This window comes from Nocardiopsis quinghaiensis, assembly GCF_008638365.1.
GTDB lineage: Bacteria > Actinomycetota > Actinomycetes > Streptosporangiales > Streptosporangiaceae > Nocardiopsis > Nocardiopsis quinghaiensis.
In genome coordinates, this window is the sequence record NZ_ML703339.1 from 90,651 (window position 1) to 110,790 (window position 20,140).

At 69.9% G+C, this 20,140-nt stretch carries 18 protein-coding genes and 1 pseudogene; 10 read left to right on the plus strand and 9 right to left on the minus strand.

All coding sequences use genetic code 11. From position 1 onward, the window contains the following. Window positions 1-23: 23 nt before the first annotated feature. The 4 genes from murJ (at window position 24) to FYX01_RS02780 (ending at window position 5,266) form a co-directional block, all read left to right on the plus strand. On the plus strand, window positions 24-1,814 hold the full coding sequence (murJ, locus tag FYX01_RS02765) for a murein biosynthesis integral membrane protein MurJ (RefSeq protein ID WP_150237323.1): 1,791 nt from the start codon (window positions 24-26) through the stop codon (window positions 1,812-1,814). 276 nt (window positions 1,815-2,090) lie between these two features. Then, window positions 2,091-3,701 (plus strand): protein kinase family protein, encoded by a 1,611-nt coding sequence (locus FYX01_RS02770; protein WP_150237172.1) that lies wholly within the window; start codon window positions 2,091-2,093, stop codon window positions 3,699-3,701. A gap of 36 nt (window positions 3,702-3,737) precedes the next feature. Then, window positions 3,738-4,364: an RNA polymerase sigma factor SigM gene (sigM, locus tag FYX01_RS02775; protein ID WP_150237174.1), complete on the plus strand. Its 627-nt coding sequence runs from the start codon at window positions 3,738-3,740 to the stop codon at window positions 4,362-4,364. Then, window positions 4,361-5,266, plus strand: coding sequence for an anti-sigma factor (locus tag FYX01_RS02780; protein ID WP_223830275.1), 906 nt, complete (start codon window positions 4,361-4,363; stop codon window positions 5,264-5,266). Before sigM ends, FYX01_RS02780 begins: the two co-directional genes overlap by 4 nt. Before the next feature lie 43 nt (window positions 5,267-5,309). Here the strand turns inward: FYX01_RS02780 and FYX01_RS02785 are convergent. Next, a pseudogene (locus tag FYX01_RS02785) lies at window positions 5,310-5,992 on the minus strand (response regulator). 105 nt (window positions 5,993-6,097) lie between these two features. On the opposite strand from FYX01_RS02785, the gene FYX01_RS02790 reads away from it, so the two are divergent. The 3 genes from FYX01_RS02790 (at window position 6,098) to trxA (ending at window position 8,060) form a co-directional block, all read left to right on the plus strand. Beyond that, window positions 6,098-6,454, plus strand: coding sequence for a hypothetical protein (locus FYX01_RS02790; protein ID WP_223830276.1), 357 nt, complete (start codon window positions 6,098-6,100; stop codon window positions 6,452-6,454). A gap of 297 nt (window positions 6,455-6,751) precedes the next feature. After that, complete coding sequence (trxB, locus tag FYX01_RS02795; protein ID WP_150237176.1) at window positions 6,752-7,684, plus strand: thioredoxin-disulfide reductase; 933 nt, start codon at window positions 6,752-6,754, stop codon at window positions 7,682-7,684. Window positions 7,685-7,736: 52 nt separating this feature from the next. Continuing rightward, complete coding sequence (gene trxA, locus FYX01_RS02800; protein WP_150237178.1) at window positions 7,737-8,060, plus strand: thioredoxin; 324 nt, start codon at window positions 7,737-7,739, stop codon at window positions 8,058-8,060. 175 nt (window positions 8,061-8,235) lie between these two features. Here trxA and FYX01_RS02805 read toward each other — a convergent pair whose 3' ends face one another. The 8 genes from FYX01_RS02805 to rpmH all read right to left on the minus strand — a co-directional run bounded on the left by FYX01_RS02805 (window position 8,236) and on the right by rpmH (window position 14,117). Beyond that, window positions 8,236-9,192 (minus strand): ParB/RepB/Spo0J family partition protein, encoded by a 957-nt coding sequence (locus FYX01_RS02805; RefSeq protein ID WP_150237179.1) that lies wholly within the window; start codon window positions 9,190-9,192, stop codon window positions 8,236-8,238. Window positions 9,193-9,253: 61 nt separating this feature from the next. Beyond that, window positions 9,254-10,078 (minus strand): ParA family protein, encoded by an 825-nt coding sequence (locus FYX01_RS02810; RefSeq protein ID WP_190394158.1) that lies wholly within the window; start codon window positions 10,076-10,078, stop codon window positions 9,254-9,256. Between the two features lie 158 nt (window positions 10,079-10,236). Beyond that, window positions 10,237-10,965, minus strand: coding sequence for a 16S rRNA (guanine(527)-N(7))-methyltransferase RsmG (rsmG, locus tag FYX01_RS02815; protein WP_150237180.1), 729 nt, complete (start codon window positions 10,963-10,965; stop codon window positions 10,237-10,239). Window positions 10,966-11,474: 509 nt separating this feature from the next. Further along, the gene (locus FYX01_RS02820; RefSeq protein WP_150237182.1) at window positions 11,475-11,963 is read right to left on the minus strand and encodes a Jag family protein; all 489 of its coding nucleotides are present in this window, start codon (window positions 11,961-11,963) and stop codon (window positions 11,475-11,477) included. 145 nt (window positions 11,964-12,108) lie between these two features. After that, window positions 12,109-13,065, minus strand: coding sequence for a membrane protein insertase YidC (yidC, locus tag FYX01_RS02825; RefSeq protein WP_150237183.1), 957 nt, complete (start codon window positions 13,063-13,065; stop codon window positions 12,109-12,111). Between the two features lie 28 nt (window positions 13,066-13,093). Continuing rightward, window positions 13,094-13,408, minus strand: a complete 315-nt coding sequence (gene yidD / locus FYX01_RS02830; RefSeq protein ID WP_150237185.1) for a membrane protein insertion efficiency factor YidD — start codon at window positions 13,406-13,408, stop codon at window positions 13,094-13,096. Then, on the minus strand, window positions 13,405-13,878 hold the full coding sequence (gene rnpA / locus FYX01_RS02835; RefSeq protein WP_150237187.1) for a ribonuclease P protein component: 474 nt from the start codon (window positions 13,876-13,878) through the stop codon (window positions 13,405-13,407). The genes yidD and rnpA overlap by 4 nt, the downstream gene beginning before the upstream one ends. Before the next feature lie 95 nt (window positions 13,879-13,973). Continuing rightward, entirely contained in the window at window positions 13,974-14,117 is a 144-nt protein-coding gene (gene rpmH / locus FYX01_RS02840; RefSeq protein ID WP_077692596.1) for a 50S ribosomal protein L34, read from the minus strand. Between the two features lie 787 nt (window positions 14,118-14,904). Here rpmH and dnaA point away from each other — a divergent pair. The 3 genes from dnaA to gnd all read left to right on the plus strand — a co-directional run bounded on the left by dnaA (window position 14,905) and on the right by gnd (window position 20,087). Continuing rightward, the gene (gene dnaA / locus FYX01_RS02845) at window positions 14,905-16,809 is read left to right on the plus strand and encodes a chromosomal replication initiator protein DnaA (protein ID WP_394350428.1); all 1,905 of its coding nucleotides are present in this window, start codon (window positions 14,905-14,907) and stop codon (window positions 16,807-16,809) included. Between the two features lie 1,150 nt (window positions 16,810-17,959). Further along, window positions 17,960-19,099 (plus strand): DNA polymerase III subunit beta, encoded by a 1,140-nt coding sequence (gene dnaN, locus FYX01_RS02850; protein ID WP_150237191.1) that lies wholly within the window; start codon window positions 17,960-17,962, stop codon window positions 19,097-19,099. A gap of 94 nt (window positions 19,100-19,193) precedes the next feature. Then, a complete protein-coding gene (gene gnd / locus FYX01_RS02855) occupies window positions 19,194-20,087 on the plus strand; it encodes a phosphogluconate dehydrogenase (NAD(+)-dependent, decarboxylating) (protein ID WP_150237194.1) in 894 nt (297 codons plus the stop codon). Window positions 20,088-20,140 lie beyond the last annotated feature (53 nt).

Consider the following 20,140-nt stretch of genomic DNA (forward strand, 5'->3'; position numbering starts at 1 on the left):
GGCGCGATCCCCGCCGACGGCACATGGTGATGCCCGAGGACGTGCTCGACACCTACGAGCGCGATGAGCCGGACACCGCTCCCGAGACGGGGCTGAGGACGCTCCGGGACCCGAGCGACATCGGCGACGCGGGCACCGCCGACCGTGCCGGTCTGGAGGACGGCGACGAGATCGGCGGCAGTGCCCACACCGCGCCGGGCAACATCGCCAAGTCCAGCGCGATCATGGCGATGGGCACCGTCGTCTCCCGTGTGACGGGGTTCGTGCGCACCATCATCCTGGCTGCGGCGATCGGGACCCAGCTGCTGGGCGACGCCTACCAGACGGCGGGCATGGTCCCGTACATGATCTACGACCTGCTCATCGGCGGGTTGCTGGCGAGCGTGTTCGTGCCGTTCCTGGTGAAGCGGCGCAAGCTGGACGCCGACGGCGGGAACGGGACCGAGCAGCGCCTGGTCACGCTGATGCTGCTGGCGCTGTTCGCGCTCACGCTGGTGTCGGTGCTGGTCGCGGAGTGGTTCATCCGGATCTACGCGGGCGGGTTCTTCGGGGCCCAGTACGAGGTCTCGGTCGTCCTGGCCCGTTACCTGGTCACGCAGATCTTCTTCATCGGCGCGAGCGGCCTGGCCAGCGCGATGCTCAACGCGCGCAACAGGTTCGGCGCCCCCATGTGGGCGCCGGTGCTGAACAACCTGGTCATCATCGGCGTCGGACTGTGGTTCCTGGACCTGGCGGGACCGGGCCGGACGCCGGAGAGCGTGACCTCCGGCGAGCTGATGCTGCTGGGGCTGGGCACGGCCGCCGGCCAGGTGGTCCAGGCCGCGGTCCTGGTGTGGGCACTGGCCGCGGCGGGCTTCCGCTGGCGGCCCCGCCTGGACCTTCGGGGCTCGGGGCTGGGAGAGGCGGCCGGCGCCGCCTCGTGGATGATGCTCTACATCGCCGTGGCGCAGCTGGGCGCGCTGGTGTCCACCAACGTGGCGACACGGGCCGGTGCCCGTGCCGCCGAGGCGGGCTTCGACTCCGGCGCGGGTATCGCGGCGTACAAGTTCGCGTCGATGCTGTTCCAGTTGCCGTACGCGGTCATCGCGGTCTCGGTGATCACCGCGCTGCTGCCGCGTATGAGCGAGCACGTCGCGGCGGGCCGCAAGGACCAGGTGCGCAGCGACTTCTCACGCGGCTTCCGGCTGTCTTCGGTGCTGATCGTGCCGATCTCGGTCGCGATGATCGTCTTCGCGATCCCGTTCTGCGTGCTGATCTACGCCCAGGGCAGCACGAGCGCGCAGGACGCCGCGGCGATCGGGCGGATCCTCATGGTCTTCTGCCTGATGCTGATCCCGTTCACGCTGTTCCAGCTCCAGATGCGTGTGTTCTACGCGCTGGGCGACACACGGACCCCGGCCCTGGTGTCGATCCCCGCCGAGACCGCCCACGCCGTCACCGCGGTCAGCCTGCTGTTCCTCATGGAGCCGCAGCACATCGTGGTGTGGCTGCCGGTGCCCTACGGCCTGTACTACGTCGTCGGCTCCGTCATCATGTGGTGCCTGCTGCACCGGCGGCTGAACGGCCTGGACGGCCGCCGGACCGCGGCCACCCTGTTCAGGCTGTACCTGGCGACCGTCCCGGCCGCGGCCTTCGGAGCGGCGATGATCCACCTCTTCCGGGGCCTGCCGGGTGACGTCTGGCCAGGTCTGGCGTCGATGGCGGCGGGCGGTGCCGTCGGTGCAGTACTGTTCGTGCTCACCGCCAGATTTCTCAATGTGACTGAAGTCACATCATTCCTCGATTTGCTCAAAACACGACTACGACGCCGCTGATCACCAGGAACAGGCGACGTTGGGTGGTCCTGTCCCGTTACGTCCCGGAAGGTGAACGAGTATCCGATGCCCTCCGAAGATGCTGTTCAGGCGTCCTAGCATGGACAGGCACCGCTTTACCTCTACAGCAATGTTCATCCGAGCTGCCCGAAGGGAGGCTGGGGACAGCAGGCAGAGCCGACCCCCACGCACGCACCCCGTACCGCTCCGGTCCACAGGTGACCACGGAGCCCGGGAACGCGCGGAACAACGGCACTGGCGCCCGTCACTCCCATCATGAGCACCTTCCTCATCGAACCAGGGGCGAAGCTGGCCAACCGCTACCGCCTCGACCAAGTGGTGAGCGAGACCGGCGGAGCCACCCGCTGGAAGGCCACCGACGAGACCCTCGCGCGGCCCGTCGCGGTGTGGACCTTCACCGAGGGCTTCCCGCGCACGTCCGAGGTCGTGCGCGCGGCCCGAGCCACGAGCCGTATCCCCGACGCCCGCGTCACACAGGTCTTCGACGCCGACGACTCCGCCCCCGTCCCCTACGTCGTCGAGGAGTGGGTCATCGGCTCCTCCCTCGCCGACCTCCTCGCGCAGGGCCCCATGGAGCCCGAGCGCGCCGCCGGCCTGGTCGCCGAGGCGGCCGAGGCCATCGCCGCCGCGCACGCGGGGGGCCTGTACCACCTGTGCCTGACCCCGAGCAAGCTCATGTGGAGCAGCGGGGGCGCGGTCAAGGTGACCGGCATCGGCGTGGACGCCGCGCTGCTGGGCAACGGTGTCGCCGACCCCGCGGCGGCCGACGCCCGCGGTCTGGGCAACCTGCTCTACGCGGCGCTCACCGGGCACTGGCCCGGCGGCCCGCAGAGCGGCCTGCCCGCCGCGCCGCAGGGCCCCATGGGCCCCTACCCGCCGCACCAGATCCGTCAGGGCATCAACGAGTCCCTGGGGACCATCACCACGCGCGCGGCCCTGCCGCAGCTCGCGGAGCAGATGATGCCCGGGCCGCCGATCACCTCCCCCGCCGACTTCTGCGCGGCCATGGCCGAGGTACCCCGGCTCATCCCGCTCCCCGTCTCCCCCGCCGAGTCGACCCCGCCGCCCGAGCCCGGGACCTCCCGCCGCACCGGTGAGTTCGACAGCACCGGCTCCGGTCCCCGCCGCAGCGCGCGCAGCGGCGCGGCGGCTCCGCGCGGCGGCTCCACCCCGAGGGGTGGGCCCGCGCAGCGGAGCACGGAGCGCCCGGCGCCCTCCCGGATGGACCGGAGGGCCGCCCGCACGCAGCTCTCCGCCAGGAAGGCCCTGGTCGGCGCGCTCGCGCTGGTGCTGTTCGCCGCCGTGGTCGTGGGTGCCTGGACGATCGGGACGCAGATGCGGTCCGGTGCGGACGTGGGGACCCCCGATGACGGCACCGCGGAGGAGGCGCAGGACGACCGCCCCGAGCTGAGTGCTCTGGACATCACCGGCGCCGCGGGCTTCGACCCGATGCCGGAGGGCGACGGCGAGGAGCACTCGGACAACGCTTCGCAGGCCTACGACGACGACCCCTCCACCGGCTGGAGCACCGAGGGCTACCGCGATCCCCTACAGGACATGAAGGGAGGCGTCGGCCTCCTGCTGGACCTGGGATCCAGCCAGGAGGTCCACGAGGTCGTCCTGGAGATACCCGAACTGGACCACGTGGTGGAGATCCGGATCGGCGACGACAGTTCGGTCAGCGACCAGAGCAGTCTGGACGCCAACCTCCCCGCCGTCGCGCAGGAGACGATGAGCGGCTCCACGACCGTCCCCGTCGAGGGCGGCGCGACCGGACGGTACGTGCTGATCTGGTTCACCGAACTGCCCAACGACGACGGCGACTGGCGTGGGACCATCAATGAGGTCGAGGTACTCGGCCTCTGACGGACGCCGATGTGTGGGGATATGTGATCAGCGCTGATGGACGCCGTCCAGGAGCTTCCTGACCGGGAGCTGTTGACGAGGCACGCTCAGGGTGACGACCAGGCCTTCGGAGTCCTGGTACGTCGGCACCGTGAGCGCCTCTGGGCTGTCGCCGTACGGATGATGGGCGATCCCGACGAGGCCTCCGACGCGCTCCAGGACGCGTTCCTGTCCGCGTTCCGCGCCGCCGACCGCTTCCGCGGTGAGTCGCAGGTGAGCACGTGGCTGCACCGGATCGTGGTGAACGCCTGCCACGACCGGTTGCGCCGCCGCAAGGTGCGCCCGGCCACCCCCACCGAGGACTCCACCCTGGACGTGATGTCCAACGAGCGGCTCGGCCGCATGGGCGGCGCCCCGGACCACGCCTCGCAGACGGAGGCGCGCATGGACGTGCACGCCGCCCTGGAGCTGCTCCCGCTGGACCAGCGCATGGCGCTGACCCTCGTGGACATGCTCGGCTACCGCGTGGAGGAGGCGGCCCGGATCCTGGACGTGGCCTCGGGGACGGTCAAGAGCAGGTGTGCGCGAGGTCGCGCCAAACTTCTGCCCTCACTGGCCCATCTGAGGAACCCTCAGCACCCTGGAGACGTCACAACAGGGAGAGGAGGTGTCAACCCATCGTGACGTCCCACCCAGACGTGGAGGCACTGGCCTTCTTCGCCGAGGAGCTGCTGGAGCCCGACGAGGAACGCACCGTCGCATCCCACATAGACACCTGCGCGACCTGCGCGACGACCCTGGACGAACTGACCGGGGTCGGCGAGGTGCTGGCCGCCGTACCGGTCCCCGCCATGCCCCGGGACGTCGCCGACCTCCTCGACCAGCGCATCGCCGAGGCGGCACGCGAGCGCGCCGCCGAGAGCCCGGCGGAGACCGCCGGGACTCCGGCCGGGGAAGCTTCGGCCGACGGGGCCGCCGCGGTGGGGGTTCCGCCCTCCGGCGCCACGGTGATCCCCGTCTCGCGCAGGCGCAGGCACAAGCGCTCTCCGGGCTTCATGCCGAAGCTGATGATGGTGGCCGCCGCCGCGGTCCTCATCGGGGGCGGCGGCGCGGCCGTGCTCAACGGCGGGCTCTCCGACACCTCGGAGCCGGCCGGCGGCGTCGCCGCCCCGCTCCAGGAGGACGGGGGTGAGGAGGCCGCTCCGGACATCGCCCAGTCCTACACGCCGCAGGTGGTGCGGAGCGGGACCGTCTACACCGAGGCGTCCCTGCCCGAGCAGGCCGCCCTGACACTCGACCGGTCCCCCGTGGGTGGCGAGCCCTCCTCCGAGGACGCCGGGCCCATGGCCGCGGTGGAGGACGCACCCGTCGGTGTGGAGGAGTGCGCCGTACTCCTCGGCGAGGAGCTCGGGACGCGCTTCACCCTGGTGGACGACGCCTCCTACGGCGACGAGGGGTCCCGGGTGTGGGTGCTGTTCGCTCCCCTGGGAGAGCGGTACGAGGTGTACGTGGTCGATCCGCGCTGCGCGCAGGGCGGCGAAACGGCGCAGAGCGTCCTCGCCCAGGAGACCGTCCGGACCCCCTGAGGCCTCCGGGCCCCGAGAGTCACCGTGTCGACGTGCCGACGTGTCACCGTGTCGACGTGTCCCCATGGCGACCTGTCGGCACGCACACGGGGTCGCGGGCGCCGAGTTCGGCCAGCACACGCCCCACGTGGGTGCGGGCGGTCGCCGGGCTCAGGTGGAGTTCGGCACCGGTCTCCTGGTTCGGCACGCCCCGGCCGACCGGTGCGAGCACCTCCCGCTCCCGGCCGGTCAGACGTCCGTGCGGGCCGCCGCCTCCGGGGCGACCGAGGTGTCGGCGAGCCGCTCGACCACTCGGCGGGTGACCCCCGGAGAGAGCGGCACCTCCCCCGCCGCGACCGTGCGCACCGCCTCCCCGAGCTCTCCGGGACCGGCGTCCTTGAGCAGGAAGCCGGAGGCGCCCAGCCGCAGCGCGGTGGACACGTTGTCGTCCTCGCCGAACGTGGTGAGGCCCACCACACGGGTCCGCCGGTCCGTCGACGTGTCGACATGTCCCCCTGACGACCTGTCGGCCCGGTACCCCAGCTCACGGAGTACGGCGGGGCCGTCCATCGCGGGCGTCTGGAGGTCGGGCAGGACCGCGTCGGGCCGGTACCGGTCGATGTCCGCGAGCGCCTCGCGGCCGTTCCCGGACTCGGCCGCCGCCCCGGTGCCCTCGTCCCGTTCCAGCAGGGCGCACACCCCGGTGCGCGCCGGGGGCTGGTCGTCCACGAGCAGCACCCGGATCACCGGCCACCGCCACGCCCGCGGGGGGCGGGACGCGCGGGGAGCCGGGTCCCGCGGCGGACGCGCGGATGGGAGCCGCTGTCCCTGGCGTCGGAGGCGTCCCTTCCCGTGCGCCAGCCACACACCCGAGTCCGCGAGGTAGCCGTGGACCAGCAGCCGACACCGTCAGAACCGCGCTCCGCCGACCCCTTCTCCGGCGTCCCGTGGCCGCTGGTGCTGGGGCCCGAGGCCCGCGCCCCGCGCCCACTGCTCGTCCTGGTGTGCACGGGTCAGGCCTACGGGGTGTCCTCGACCGTGCTGAGCGCGGTCCTGTCCCCGATCATGCTCGGCGATCCCCAGGGGCCGGTCACCAACCCGTCCGACCTCGTCGCCGTGCTGGCCGTGAACGCCCCGTGGGGGCTCGTCGCGGGCGCGATCGCCCTGGCGGTGCGGTCGGCTCCGGGAAGCCGCCAGAGCGGTACCTGAGAGGCGCCTGGGCGGACTCGGCCGTGGAGCGACCGGATGCGGGGGCGGGGATCCCTGCCCGGGCACTCTCCCCGGGCCCCCTTCCGCCCCTCTGCTCCGGACCGTGTCCCCAGGCCGATCGCGGGGCCCCGACCGCGGGATCGCCGGTGACCGGCCCGGACGGGCGCGCATACCCCGCCCCCGTAATCTGGGCGTGTCCTCTCGGGAATGCCCTGCGCCTACCATCGGTTGTGCTAACCATCTTCCCCTGGGGTCACACCGCGTGGCCAGGGCTGTGACTGTGTGAAGGGCCTAAGCGTGAGTGACGTCCGCAATGTCATCATCATCGGTTCCGGACCGGCGGGCTACACCGCCGCCGTGTACGCCGCCCGTGCCGAACTGCGTCCCCTGGTGTTCGAGGGCTCCATCACCGCCGGCGGTGCGCTCATGAACACCACCGATGTCGAGAACTTCCCCGGCTTCCCCGACGGCATCATGGGCCCCGACCTGATGGACCACATGCGCAAGCAGGCCGAGCGCTTCGGTGCCGAGCTGGTCCCGGAGGACGTCACCTCCGTGGACCTGGCCAAGCCGGTCAAGGAGGTCGTCGCGGGCGGTGAGACCTTCCTCGCCCACACGATCATCCTCTCCACCGGCTCCGGATACCGCGAGCTGGGTGTGCCCGGCGAGAAGGAACTCTCCGGACGCGGTACCTCCTGGTGCGCCACCTGCGACGGCTTCTTCTTCCGCGACCAGGACATCGCGGTGGCCGGCGGCGGCGACACGGCCATGGAGGAGGCGCTCTTCCTCACCCGCTTCGCCAGGTCCGTGACCGTGATCCACCGCCGCGACGAACTGCGCGCCAGCCGCATCATGGCCGAGCGTGCGCACGCCAACGACAAGATCAGCTTCCTCTGGAACTCGGAGGTCACCGCGGTCCTGGGCGAGGAGCGCGTCACCGGCCTGAGCATCCTGAACAACAAGACCGGCGAGTCCAGCACCCTGGACGTGACCGGCCTCTTCGTCGCGATCGGCCACGACCCCCGCGTCGAGCTGTTCGACAAGCAGATCGAGCTCGACGACGAGGGGTACGTGAAGGTGGACTTCCCGTCCACCCGCACCAGCCTCGAAGGCGTCTTCGCCGCGGGCGACGTGGTCGACCACCAGTACCGGCAGGCGATCACCGCCGCGGGAACCGGCTGCGCCGCCTCCCTCGACGCCGAGCGCTATCTCGCCGAACGCGGCAACTGACCTCCGCCGTCCCCACCCCCGCCGCACCGGTTTCGTCGAACCAAGGAGAATCATGTCCACTGTCAAGCACGTCACCGACGCCACCTTCAAGGAAGAGGTCCTCGCCAGCGACAAGCCGGTCCTGGTGGACTTCTGGGCCGACTGGTGCGGCCCGTGCAAGCAGATGGCCCCGGTCCTGGACAAGCTGGCCGACGAGTACGGCGACAAGATCGAGATCGTCAAGCTGAACACCGACCAGAACCCCGAGACGCCGCGCAACTACAACGTCATGTCCCTGCCGACGATGAACGTCTACAAGGGCGGTGAGGTCGTCAAGCAGCTCATCGGCGCCAAGCCCAAGCGCGTCCTGGAGAAGGAGCTGGCTGACTTCCTGTAACGACCCGTCAGCCCACACGGCACGAGGCCTCCGGAGTGATCCGGGGGCCTTTCGCCTGTCCGCCTCCCCGGTGTTTCACGTGAAACACCGCGCTCCCACAGCCACGCGGGCCCCGGCCCGGACAGCAGGACGGCCGTGTTTCACGTGAAACACGGCCGTCGAAGATCCGGAAGGGTCAGGTGTCCATCTGCTTGATGATGCGTTCCAGGTCCTCCATCGTCGCGAACTCCACGACGATCTTGCCCTTCCGCTTGCCGATGTCCACCTTCACCGAGGTGTCCAGACGGTCCCCCAGGCGCGTCGCCCACTCCTCCACCTGAGGAGGGTTGGCGATTCGCGCCGAAGTCTGGCGGCTCCTCTCCTCCCCGGGCTCCTCCCGGAGCACGACCATCTCCTCCAGGGAGCGGACGGAGATTCCCTCCTGGACCACACGGGTCGCCAGCCGGTCCTGGAGGTCGGCGTCCCCCACACCCAGCAGCGCCCGTGCGTGCCCGGCACTGAGCACACCGGCGGCCACACGCGTCTGCACCTTCGGCGTCAGGTTCAGCAGCCGCAGGGTGTTGGTGATGTGCGAACGGGAGCGGCCGATCCGCTGGGCCAGTTCCCCGTGGGTGGAGCCGAAGTCGTCCAGCAACTGCTGGTACGCCGCCGCCTCCTCCAGTGGATTGAGCTCCTGCCTGTGCAGGTTCTCCAGGAGGGCGTCCCGGAGCAGTTCGTCGTCACCGGTGCTCCGGACGATCGCGGGAATCCGGTCGAGGCCGGCCTCCTTGCTCGCCCGCCACCGGCGCTCGCCCATGATCAGCTCGTACCGGGGGGCGCCCTCCCCCTCCAGCTTGCGCACGACGATGGGCTGGAGCAGGCCGACCTCGCTGATCGAGTCCCGCAGTTCCTCCAGGGCCTGGTCGTCGAAGTGGTGCCGCGGTTGACGGGGGTTCGGGGTGATCGCGCCGAGCTCGACCTCCTCCAGGTACGTCCCGTCCGGCAGGGCCTCGGGCCCCCGCTGCTCCACCGGCTCGGACGCAGGTGTCGCCGTCGTCGTCTCCCGCTCGTTCTCCGGCGGCACGGGGGCCGTCGGTCCTTGTGGGATGAGCGCACCCAGTCCCTTGCCCAGTCCGCGCCGTTGCTGGCTCACCGGCAACTCCACACTCCTCACACACGCTCCGCCCGGCGCCGACCGCCGGGATGTCCCGTCCTCAGCGGCTGATGCCCTGCGCCCGGTGGGCGATCTCCCGGGCGGCCTCCAGATAGGCCACCGCACCGGTGGACCCGGGGTCGTAGGTCATCACCGACTGGCCGTAGCTGGGCGCCTCCGACACACGGACGCTGCGGGGGATCAGCGTCTCCAGGACGGTGTCCCCGAAGTGCGAGCGCACCTCGTCGGCCACCTGCTGTGCGAGTCGGGTGCGGCCGTCGTACATCGTCAGCAGGATGGTGCTGATCGCCAGCCCCGGATTCAGGTGGGACTGGACGAGCTCCACGTTGCGCAGCAGCTGGCCCAGCCCCTCCAGGGCGTAGTACTCACACTGGATCGGGATCATGACCTCGTCGCACGCCACCATCGCGTTGACCGTGAGCAGGCCGAGCGACGGGGGGCAGTCGATGAGGATGTAGTCCAGGTCCGAGGCGTCGTAGGCGGCGAAGGCCCGCTTGAGCCGGGCCTCGCGCGCGACGAGCGAGACCAGTTCGATCTCCGCGCCCGCCAGGTCGATGGTCGCCGGGGCACACCACAGGTTGGGGATGTCCGGCACCGGCTGGGCGAGCTTGCGGATCTCCTCGTCCTCCACCAGGCAGTGGTAGATGGACCGGGTCTGGTTGTCCCGGTCCATGCCGAGCGCCGTGGACGCGTTGCCCTGCGGGTCGAGGTCGACCACGAGGACTCGCTGCCCGTGCATCGCCAGGGCGGCCGCGATGTTGACCGTCGTGGTGGTCTTGCCGACGCCGCCCTTCTGGTTGGCGACGCTGACCACCCGGCAGGCCTTGGGCCGGGGCCAGGCGTCGTCGTGCCCGCGAACCGCCATGGCCGCCTGGGCGGCACGGGCGAGGGGGGTGTCGGGGACGCCGTAGGAGTCTCCGGACGGTGTTTCACGTGAAACACCGAGCAGGTCTCCATAGGCACCCGGGGATGTTTCACGTGAAACATCGGGGTTGTCGGCTGGGTTCTGGGACACGACTGAGTTCACCTCTTCCGTCCGCGCTTCTTCTTGCCGCCCCGCGCCTTCTTCTGTGACCCGGACCGGGGCGGACCACCGTCGGATGTCACCGTGACGCGAACGACCGTGGTAGCGGGATCGACTTTACCCCGACCCACCCGGATCACATCGCTGACGCTCGGCCGCAGTTTCGAAACGTCTTGCTCCGCGGCGGCCAACTCGGTCTCCGCCTGCTCTCCCTTGAGCGCCAGCAGGCTCCCGCCCTTGCGCAGCAGCGGCAGGGCCCACCCCGCGAGCCGTGGCAGGGGTGCGACCGCCCGAGCGGTCACGAAATCGGTGTACAGCTCGCCGTGGGCCTCCTCCGCCCGGCCCCGCCGCACCTCCACGTTGGGCAGACCCAGGAGGGCGACCGCCTCGTCGAGGAAGACCGTCCTGCGCAGGAGCGGCTCCAGCAGGACCATCCGGATGTCGGGGCGTAGCAGCCCCAGCACCAGGCCGGGCAGACCGGCGCCCGAGCCGATGTCCACCACCTCGGCGCCCTCGGGGAGCAACTCCTCCACGGCGGCGCAGTTGATGAGGTGGCGCTCCCACAGGCGGGGGACCTCCCGCGGGCCGATCAGCCCCCGCCGCACCCCGTCGTCGGCGAGCAGTTCGGCGTAGCGCCGCGCCTTCGGCAGGGAGTCGCCGAAGACGGTCTCCGCCTGTGCGGGCGGAGCGGGGGGCGCGGCACCGGGCTCCTCAACGCCCGAGGTCATCGGTCACCACCTGTGCACTCGTCCATCATCACTTCCATACTCGGTTCGCTGCGGCGTCCCGTACACGAGGGCGTGCCGGTCGGCGAGGGGAGGGTGCGCGGCGGGCAGCGGTTCCGCACGCGAAGGGGAAGGACCCTCCATGATCCTACGCTCGGAGAACACCAGGGTTTCACGTGAAACATCGTCGACCCGGCGGCGGACCGGCTCCCGGACCCGCTCCCTGCGTTCCCCGCCACGGGAAACCCGACACCCCGGAGAGGTCGGCGCGGCGGTGTTTCACGTGAAACACCGCCCGCGGACACCCGGCGGAGCCGGTGACGCGCGGCACGGCGAACTCCATGGAGAGAAGTCGACACGGCCACATGTCGGCGTGACCCGTCGAGCCGCCCCGCCCGCGGGGAACGGCGAGGAGGGGCGGCCGCCCCCACCGCGACAGAACCCTCCGCACACGGAAGGAGGGGGTGGCGGTGTTTCACGTGAAACACCGCCACCCCCTCCGGAGTGAGCGACTACGAGGCGGGGTGCACCACCACGTAGCGGTTGGGCTCCTCGCCCTCCGACTCGCTGCGCAGACCGGCGGCGGCCACCGCGTCGTGCACGACCTTGCGCTCGAAGGGGGTCATCGGCTCCAGGGGGTGGATCTCGCCGGTCTCCTTGACCTTGTTGGCGGCCTCGGTCCCGATCTGGAAGAGCACCTTGCGACGTCCCTCGCGGTAGCCGCCGATGTCCAGCATCAGACGGCTGCGCTCACCGGTCGCCCGGTGCACGGCCAGGCGGGTCAGCTCCTGGAGGGCCTCCAGGACCTCGCCCTGGTCGCCGATCAGCTCGTCGAGGGTGGCGCCGACGACGGAGACCAGCGCACGGTCGCCCTCGACGTCCATGTCGATGTCACCGTCGAAGTCCGCGATGTCGAGGAGTCCCTCGATGTAGTCCGCGGCGATGTCGCCCTCGTTCTCCAGGGCCTCGATGTCGACTCCGGCCTCAGGCGCTTCAGCCACCGCCACTCCACCGCTTTCTTCCTCGCTACTTGCCACAGCGATCCCGTCTCCTCATCCTTCACGCCCTGGCCGTCGTACGCCTCAGGGGCATTGTCGCCTGCGCACTCGAACATCTCCACAGCCGGGGTCAAGCGGGGGCGGGGCCCTACTGGGAACCACCGCCGGTGCGCTTGGAACGCGGCTGCTTCTTCGGCTGCTTGCGTTCGATCTTAGGCTGTTCCTTCGGCTCGGGCGTGGATTCCGCCGCCTTCTTTCGGCTGAGCATGCCCTTGGCGGAACCGTTGGCGGAGCCGTTGGAGGAGGCGTTGCCCTTGGCCTTGTCGCCCTCCTGGCCGGGGGCCGGCTGCTTCCGGTAGAGGAAGTGCTGCTGTCCCATGGTCCAGACGTTGGAGGTGACCCAGTAGAGCAGCACACCGACCGGCATCATGAGGCCGAAGAGCCCGAAGAGGGGCGCCATGTACATCATGATCTTCTGGGTCTGCATCATGGGGTTGTCGGGCATCTGCGAGACGCTGCGCCTCATGCTCTGGCGCATGGTGAGGAACGTCGTCGTACCCATGATCACGCAGGCGATGGCGATGATGACCTTGGCCATGATCGGGTCGCTGGAACCGAGCGCGGCGAGCTCCTCGGAGGAGCTGTTGAACTGGGCCGCGATGGGCGCCGAGAAGATCAGCGCCGCACGCGCGCTCTCCACCAGCTCCTCGGTGAAGTAGTACTGCGCGTTGCCCTCGGCCACGCTGCGCAGCACGCTGAAGAGGGCGAAGAAGACCGGCATCTGCAGGAGGAGCGGAAGACAACCCATGATCGGGTTGGTGCCGCTCTCCTGGTAGAGCTTCATGGACTCCCGCTGCAAGCGCTCCTTGTCGTGCTTGTAGCGCTCCCGGAGCTTCGCGATCTTGGGCTGGATGTCCTGCATCTTGCGCTGCGTGTTCATCTGCTTGACGAACAGCGGCACCAGCAGGAGCCGCATCAGCACGGTGAGCAGGACGATCGACAGGCCCCAGGCCCAGCCGCTGTCGGTGTCAAGGCCGATGAAGGTCAGACCCGCGTGGATCTGGACCAAGATCCAGCCGACGATGTTGTAAAGCCAGTCCAGCACCGGCCAACTCCTATTTGCTTCGGTTCAGCTACTGGTCCCCGGGAGTGGTTCCGGTGTGCCCGGCTCCGCCCGCAGACTCCTCGGACTCCTCGTTCCGGCGCCCCTTGCGCGGCGGAACCGGATCAAGCCCTCCTGGGTTGAAGGGATGGCAACGGGCGATGCGCCGGATACCCAGCCACAGCCCGTACAGGGCCCCGTGCACGCGTAGCGCCTCCACGGCGTACGCGCTGCACGAGGGATAGAAACGGCAGACGGGGGGGAAGAGAGGGCTGACGAAGCGCTGGTAGCCGCGAATCGGCAGGATCAACACGCGCGCGAACGCGGTCGGTCTGTGCTCGGTCATCGGCCCCACCGTTCTCCGCCCTCGTCCGGGCGGCGGTTCCCTGCTGCTTCGCTCCTCGCCGGTTCCGCCGCCGGAGGCCGCGATCGGCCACGGCCGGGCCGACGGCGCGGCGATGTTCCACGGGGTCGCATCGCTGCGGCGATCGCGCTGTCGAGTTGAGCGGCCAGCTCCTCGTACCGCGCGTTGGCGGCGGAGGGTCTGGCACGCACTACCAGCAGGCTACCGTTTGGCAGAACGGCCAACCGGGGCCGCATCAGGTGACGCAGCCTGCGCTGCACGCGCTTGCGCACCACCGCTCCCCCGACCGCCTTGCTCACCACGAACCCGACCCGGGGCGGGTCGGCGTCCACGGCGGTGGGGGGCGGTGCGAGGTAGACGACGCCCAGGGCGTCCCGGGACGAGCGCCGCCCCGAGCGCATGACGGAGCCGAACTCGGCGCTGTGGCGCATCCGGTTTCTCGGCGACAGCATCGGCTCTTCCTCCGGGCGTCGGTAGTTCTTCCCACGAAAAAGGGACCGGCCGGCGAGAGGCCGGACCGGTCCGAAGAACTTGGGCTGAGCGTGACCTAGTGGTTCACGGTCAGCACCGCGCGCCCCTTGCGGCGCCGCGAGGCGATGATGGCGCGACCGGCGCGCGTACGCATGCGCAGCCGGAAGCCGTGGACCTTCGCGCGACGCCGGTTGTTCGGCTGGTACGTACGCTTGCTCACTACTGGCTCCAGGGGCGTGTCAGGAAAGTACTACGACGGACCCCCAGGGTATGCGGGGCCTCAAGGTGCATGAGCCGTGGCCGCGTCACCGTGACGTACGGACGCAGGCAGATCATTCGGCATAAGCATAAAGAAGATACGGCCTGGCCTGGGCAGGGTCAAATCGGGCCTGTGCAGGGCGGTGTCCGGACCCGCTCGGAGCCGCTAGGAGCCGCTAGGAGCCCGAGCGGGGCGAGGCCGACAGGAGCGCCCACCGTCCTGTGGACAACGTGCTGTCCACAAGTGTGTGAGGTTTCCCCGTCCTCGGGTATCTGTGGATAACCTCAGCCTGTGGATAACTTGCCCCTCACGCTCCCGGGCACACCCACGATCCCGGAAGCAGACTTCGTACACACCTTCTGAGCTGCACATTGTGGATAACTCTGCGCCGCGTCCGAAGATCTGCCATCCTGTGGACAAGCCTGTGGAAAACCTGTGGACAACCTCCAGAAGCTGTGGATACCCGAAGGTAGTCAAAGACTTGCCGTCTTCCATCGCAGTGAAGTTATCCACAGGCCCGCATCACCTGACAACGTACGCTCCGACCCGATTCCCCGCCCCGGCACCACCGTGGGAGGAGGACAATGGGAAGTCGCCCTCCTGCGGCCCCGCGAACGCGCGAACGACCACGCGCCCCGGGCTCCGCCGCGGCCCCGCACCGCCCGCCCGCTCCGTACTCCACAGATCCGCACCGAAGGGACAGCACCCATGGCAGGTCACCTTGGCTGACGCACAGGTCAACCTCGCAATGGTCTGGTCCAGCGTGCTGGACGGGATCGACAACGACTCCCTCCCCGCGCACCAGCGCGCGTGGCTGCCGCAGACCCGTCCGCTGGGCCTGATCGAGGACACCGCGCTGATCGCGGCGCCCAACGAGTTCACCAAGAAGGTGCTGGAGACACGCCTGTACCCGGCGATCAGCAAGGCGCTGTCCGCGCACCTGGGCCGGGACATCCGGGTCGCGGTGACGGTCGACCCCACCGCCGTGCCGACCCCGCCGCCCACTCCCGCGCCCCCTTCCGTCTACGGGCACCAGGCCCCGCGCGGAGTCGGAGAACACGCGTCGTCCACCTTCTCCCCCGCCATGCCGGGCACCGCCCCCTCGTCGACGGGGTCCTCCGGGGCGCCGCAGGACGTGTCGGGGTCCCGGGGCCAGCACGCGCGTCCGGCCGACCGGCAGGCCGCCCCGGAGACCAGCGCCCCGGAGGCTTCGGAGGGCCACGACCTGCTCGGCCCCCACCCCCCGGAGGCCCCCTCCGGCACCGAGGAGGAACCGCACACGGTCCGCGACGCACCCGCCCCGTGGGTCCAGCAGACCTTCGCCTCTCCCCAGGAGACCCCCACCTCGCCGCCGCTGTGGGAGCAGCCCGGGGAACCGATCTCGTGGCAGCAGCGGGCCCGGAGCGCACCGGAGTGGGACCGGCCCAACCGCTGGGAGACCCCCCGGGAGCCGGCGTCCGCACCGGCCACCGGGTCGGCCGATCCGGCTGGGGAGGCCGGGGACGGGAAGCCGCCCGCGGAGGCGTCCGAGCCCGGTGAGCCGCGCAGGAGGAGCGAGGCCGCGTCGGACTCCCCCTCCGTACCCCCCGGGCGCTCGCGGGAGGCCCCGCCCGGTGAGCACGCGCGCCTGAACCCGAAGTACACCTTCGACACCTTCGTCATAGGCTCCAGCAACCGGTTCGCGCACGCGGCGTCGGTGGCGGCGGCCGAGGCCCCGGCCAAGGCCTACAACCCGCTGTTCATCCACGGCGGTTCCGGGCTGGGGAAAACCCATCTGCTGCACGCCATCGGGCACTACACGCACCGCCTCTACGAGGGGTCACGGGTGCGGTACGTCAGTTCCGAGGAGTTCACCAACGAGTTCATCAACTCGATCCGGGACGGCAAGGCGGACGGATTCCGCCGCCGGTACCGGGACATCGACGTGCTCCTGGTGGACGACATCCAGTTCCTGGAGAACAAGGAGCAGACGCAGGAGGAGTTCTTCCACACCTTCAACACGCTGCACAACTCCGACAAACAGATCGTCATCTCCAGCGACCGGCCCCCCAAACAGCTGACCACGCTGGAGGACAGGATGCGCAGCCGGTTCGAGTGGGGCCTGCTCACCGACGTGCAGCCGCCCGAACTGGAGACCCGGATCGCCATCCTGCGCAAGAAGGCGGCTCAGGAGGGCCTGGCGGCCCCGCCGGAGGTCCTGGAGTTCATAGCGAGCAAGATCTCCACCAACATCCGGGAGTTGGAGGGCGCGCTGATCCGCGTGACCGCGTTCGCCAGCCTGAACCGGCAGTCGGTGGACCTGGACCTGACCAGCCAGGTGCTGCGGGACCTGGTGCCCAACGCCGAGGTGCCCGAGATCACGGCCGGGTCGATCATGTCCCAGACCGCCGCCTACTTCGGCCTGACGGTCGAGGACCTGTGCGGGACCTCGCGGTCCCGGGTGCTGGTGACCGCCCGGCAGATCGCCATGTACCTGTGCCGTGAGCTGACCGAGCTGTCCCTGCCCAAGATCGGGCAGCAGTTCGGCCGCGACCACACCACGGTGATGCACGCCGACCGCAAGGTCCGTGCGCTGATGGCCGAGCGCCGCTCCATCTACAACCAGGTCCACGAGCTCACCAGCCGGATCAAGGACCAGCCCTCGCTGACCTGACCGGTCCCCATGCCGTGCACGGGCCGGGGGCGGCCTCCCACCACGGGAGGCCGCCCCTTCCGCTGTCGGACCGCGTGTCCCGGGAGCACAGGTCCTCGTGTCGACGTGTCGCCCTGTGGGCGTGTCGACAGACGGATACGTCCACAGGGCGACACGCGCGTTGTCCACAGGCTCTCCGCGGTCTCGACCCGAGTTATCCACAGGCTTGTGTGCGTGAACGCCCGCACCTGGAGGGGTTCGCCGCCCTTGTGGTCGTCCGGGGCCGTTCATGCTCGGCACGTACCGAATCCCCTGGTTTCCAGGGGGTCCGGGGTCCTTGTCGCCCTCCCCGCACCCGCCGCCCCGACCAGCGGGTACGACCGCGTCAACGATCAGGGCACACGCCACGGGAGGCACCTGTGGACAAACCTGTGCACAGCCTCTTTGCCCGGGTTCGGGCGATCTGTGGAAGGGTCCCGAAAAAAAATTTGGCGATTTCTCGTCGAAGTTATCCACAGGAGAGGGGTCAAATCTGTGGACAACCTTGTGGACAACCTGTGGATAAGTGCTCCAAGGCTGTGGGTAACCCACCCCGAGCCTGTGGACAGAACATCATGTCATCCCATGACCAAACCACAGTCTGCTGTGGACAACTTGGGGAAAACCTGTGGACGAGCCTGTGGACGGGGTGTGGAAAACCTGAGGACGACTTCGTTCGTCCACAAGCGGGCGAAGTTACCCACAGGGTTACCCACAGGCCCTGTGGACAGAAATTCGCGGTCTGACCTGCAAGAACGGTAGTTATCCACATTATCCACAGGCCCTACTACTACTGCGCACCTTCATTAACCAAGAGGGGGCTTCACCACCGCTTCGCGGAAAACCTGTGGATAAAGCTCCGAGTCCGGTGCGACGGCGGCTCGGTGCTGAGCTGGCAGCGGCAGCGGATGAATCCGGGTAACGTGTGGTCTCGCCCCTGCCCTTCGCCGTCCGGATCCGGACGGCGACCCCTGCGGGATCCCGAGGTAGCTCCCGTGGCACCGTCGGTGCCCGCACGCCAACGCGTCGTCCACAACCCTGTTGACGGAGTCCTCGGCAGGTCCACAGATCCACGAGCTGCAACGTTGAGGCTTCGACCGGCACCCCGGTCGTGCGGAAAGTGAGTCGGAAAGTGAAGTTCCGGGTCGAACGCGACATACTGGCCGATGCTGTCGCCTGGACCGCGCGCACACTCCCGACGCGCCCCTCGGTCCCGGTGCTCGTCGGCATCCTGCTGGAGGCCGGGGAGTTCGACGGCCGCCAGCAGCTGCGCCTGTCCGGCTTCGACTACGAGGTCTCCACCCAGGCCGCGGTGGACGTCGAGGTCGAGGAGCCGGGCAAGGTCCTGGTCACCGGCAAGCTCCTGTCCGAGATCACCCGCAATCTCCCCGCACAGCCTGTGGAGATCGCCACCGAGGGCCCCAAGGTCGTCGTCACCGGCGGCAGCGCCAAGTTCACCCTGACCACCATGCCGGTGGAGGACTACCCCACGCTCCCGGAGATGCCCGGTGTGAGCGGGACCGTCGGCAGCGACGCCTTCGCCGCCGCGGTCGGCCAGGTGGCCGTGGCCGCCGGGCGCGACGACACCCTGCCGATGCTCACCGGCGTGCGCGTCGAGATCGAGGGCGAGACCGTCACGCTCGCCTCCACCGACCGCTACCGCCTGGCCGTGCGGGAGCTCACCTGGAAGCCGGAGAACCCCGACCTGTCCGCGGTCGCGCTGATCCCGGCCAAGACCCTCCACGACACCGCCAAGTCGCTCACCTCGGGCGCCGAGGTCTCGATCGCCCTCTCCACCGGCGACACCGGCGAGGGCATGATCGGCTTCGAGGGCGGCGGCCGCCGCACCACCACCCGCCTGCTGGACGGCGAGTTCCCCAAGTACCGGACACTGCTGCCGGACACCTTCAACTCCGTCGCCGAGGTCAGCCGCAGCGAGTTCGTCGAGGCCGTCAAGCGCGTCTCGCTGGTCGCCGAGCGCAACACCCCGCTGCGGCTGTCCTTCGGCCAGGGCCAGCTGGTCCTGGAGGCCGGCACCGGCGAGGAGGCCCAGGCGGTCGAGGTCCTGGAGGCCGACCTGGACGGCGACGACATCCAGATCGCCTTCAACTCCGGTTTCCTGCTGGACGGGCTCGGAGCCATCGGCACCGACGTGGCCCGCATGAACTTCACCAGCTCGACCAGGCCGTCGATCCTCACCGGCAAGCCCGCGGAGGAGGGTTCCTCCCCGGAGTACCGCTACCTGATCATGCCGGTGCGTCAGCCGGGCTGATCGGCGACCGGTTCGATTGACTGGCACCGCCGGTTCCGGTCCGCGGCCCGGGCCGACCGGCGTCCATCCACAGGCGGCGAAGGGGAGAACCACCATGCAGCTCGGAATGATCGGACTCGGCAAGATGGGCGGCAACATGGCCGCCCGGCTGCGGGACAAGGGCCACGAGGTCGTCGGCTACGACGCCTTCTCCGAGAAGCGCGACGTCGACACCCTGGCCGCGCTGGTCGACCGTCTGGCCGCACCGCGGGTGATCTGGGTCATGGTCCCCGCGGGTGGTCCCACGGCCTCGACCATCGCGGAGCTGGGCGGCCTGCTGGCGGAGGGCGACCTCGTCATCGAGGGCGGCAACTCCCACTACGCGGACGACCGCGTCCGCGCCGAGGAGCTGTCGGACAAGGGGATCGGTTACCTCGACGCCGGTGTCAGCGGCGGAGTCTGGGGCCGCTCGAACGGCTACGGCATCATGGTCGGAGGTCCGGCCGAGGACGTCGAGCGAGCCCGCCCCGTCTTCGACTCACTCACCCCTGACGAGGGCGGCGGTTTCGTCCACGCCGGCCGCGTCGGCGCCGGGCACTTCGTCAAGATGGTCCACAACGGCATCGAGTACGGCATGATGCAGGCCTTCGGCGAGGGCTACGAGCTCATGGCCGCCTCCGGCCTGGTGGACGACGTCCCCGGTACGTTCGAGAGCTGGCGCGAGGGCACCGTGGTGCGCTCCTGGCTGCTCGACCTGCTCTCGCGGGCCCTGGAGGAGGACCCGGAGCTGTCCCGGCTGCGAGGCTACGCCGAGGACTCCGGTGAGGGCCGCTGGACCGTCCAGGCCGCCGTGGACCACGCGGTCCCGGCGCCGGCGATCACCGCCTCGCTCTACGCACGGTTCGCCTCCCGTCAGGACGACAGCCCGGCCATGAAGGTCGTGGCGGCCCTGCGCAACCAGTTCGGCGGACATGCCGTGACCGAGGCGGAAACCTCCGACGACGCCTGAGGCGCGTCCGCGTCCCCTCCCCTCCTCGGGGACGAGCCCGGGGGCCGTCCCCG

What these genes read in the sequence shown, in the direction of transcription:
- murJ (WP_150237323.1), top strand. Translation starts at nt 24, where the DNA reads ATGGTGATGCCCGAGGACGTGCTCGACACCTACGAGCGCGATGAGCCG.
- FYX01_RS02770 (WP_150237172.1), top strand. Translation starts at nt 2,091, where the DNA reads ATGAGCACCTTCCTCATCGAACCAGGGGCGAAGCTGGCCAACCGCTAC.
- sigM (WP_150237174.1), top strand. Translation starts at nt 3,738, where the DNA reads ATGGACGCCGTCCAGGAGCTTCCTGACCGGGAGCTGTTGACGAGGCAC.
- trxA (WP_150237178.1), top strand. Translation starts at nt 7,737, where the DNA reads ATGTCCACTGTCAAGCACGTCACCGACGCCACCTTCAAGGAAGAGGTC.
- FYX01_RS02810 (WP_190394158.1), bottom strand. Translation starts at nt 10,078, where the DNA reads ATGGCGGTTCGCGGGCACGACGACGCCTGGCCCCGGCCCAAGGCCTGC.
- rsmG (WP_150237180.1), bottom strand. Translation starts at nt 10,965, where the DNA reads ATGACCTCGGGCGTTGAGGAGCCCGGTGCCGCGCCCCCCGCTCCGCCC.
- yidD (WP_150237185.1), bottom strand. Translation starts at nt 13,408, where the DNA reads ATGACCGAGCACAGACCGACCGCGTTCGCGCGCGTGTTGATCCTGCCG.
- rnpA (WP_150237187.1), bottom strand. Translation starts at nt 13,878, where the DNA reads ATGCTGTCGCCGAGAAACCGGATGCGCCACAGCGCCGAGTTCGGCTCC.
- dnaA (WP_394350428.1), top strand. Translation starts at nt 14,905, where the DNA reads ATGGTCTGGTCCAGCGTGCTGGACGGGATCGACAACGACTCCCTCCCC.
- gnd (WP_150237194.1), top strand. Translation starts at nt 19,194, where the DNA reads ATGCAGCTCGGAATGATCGGACTCGGCAAGATGGGCGGCAACATGGCC.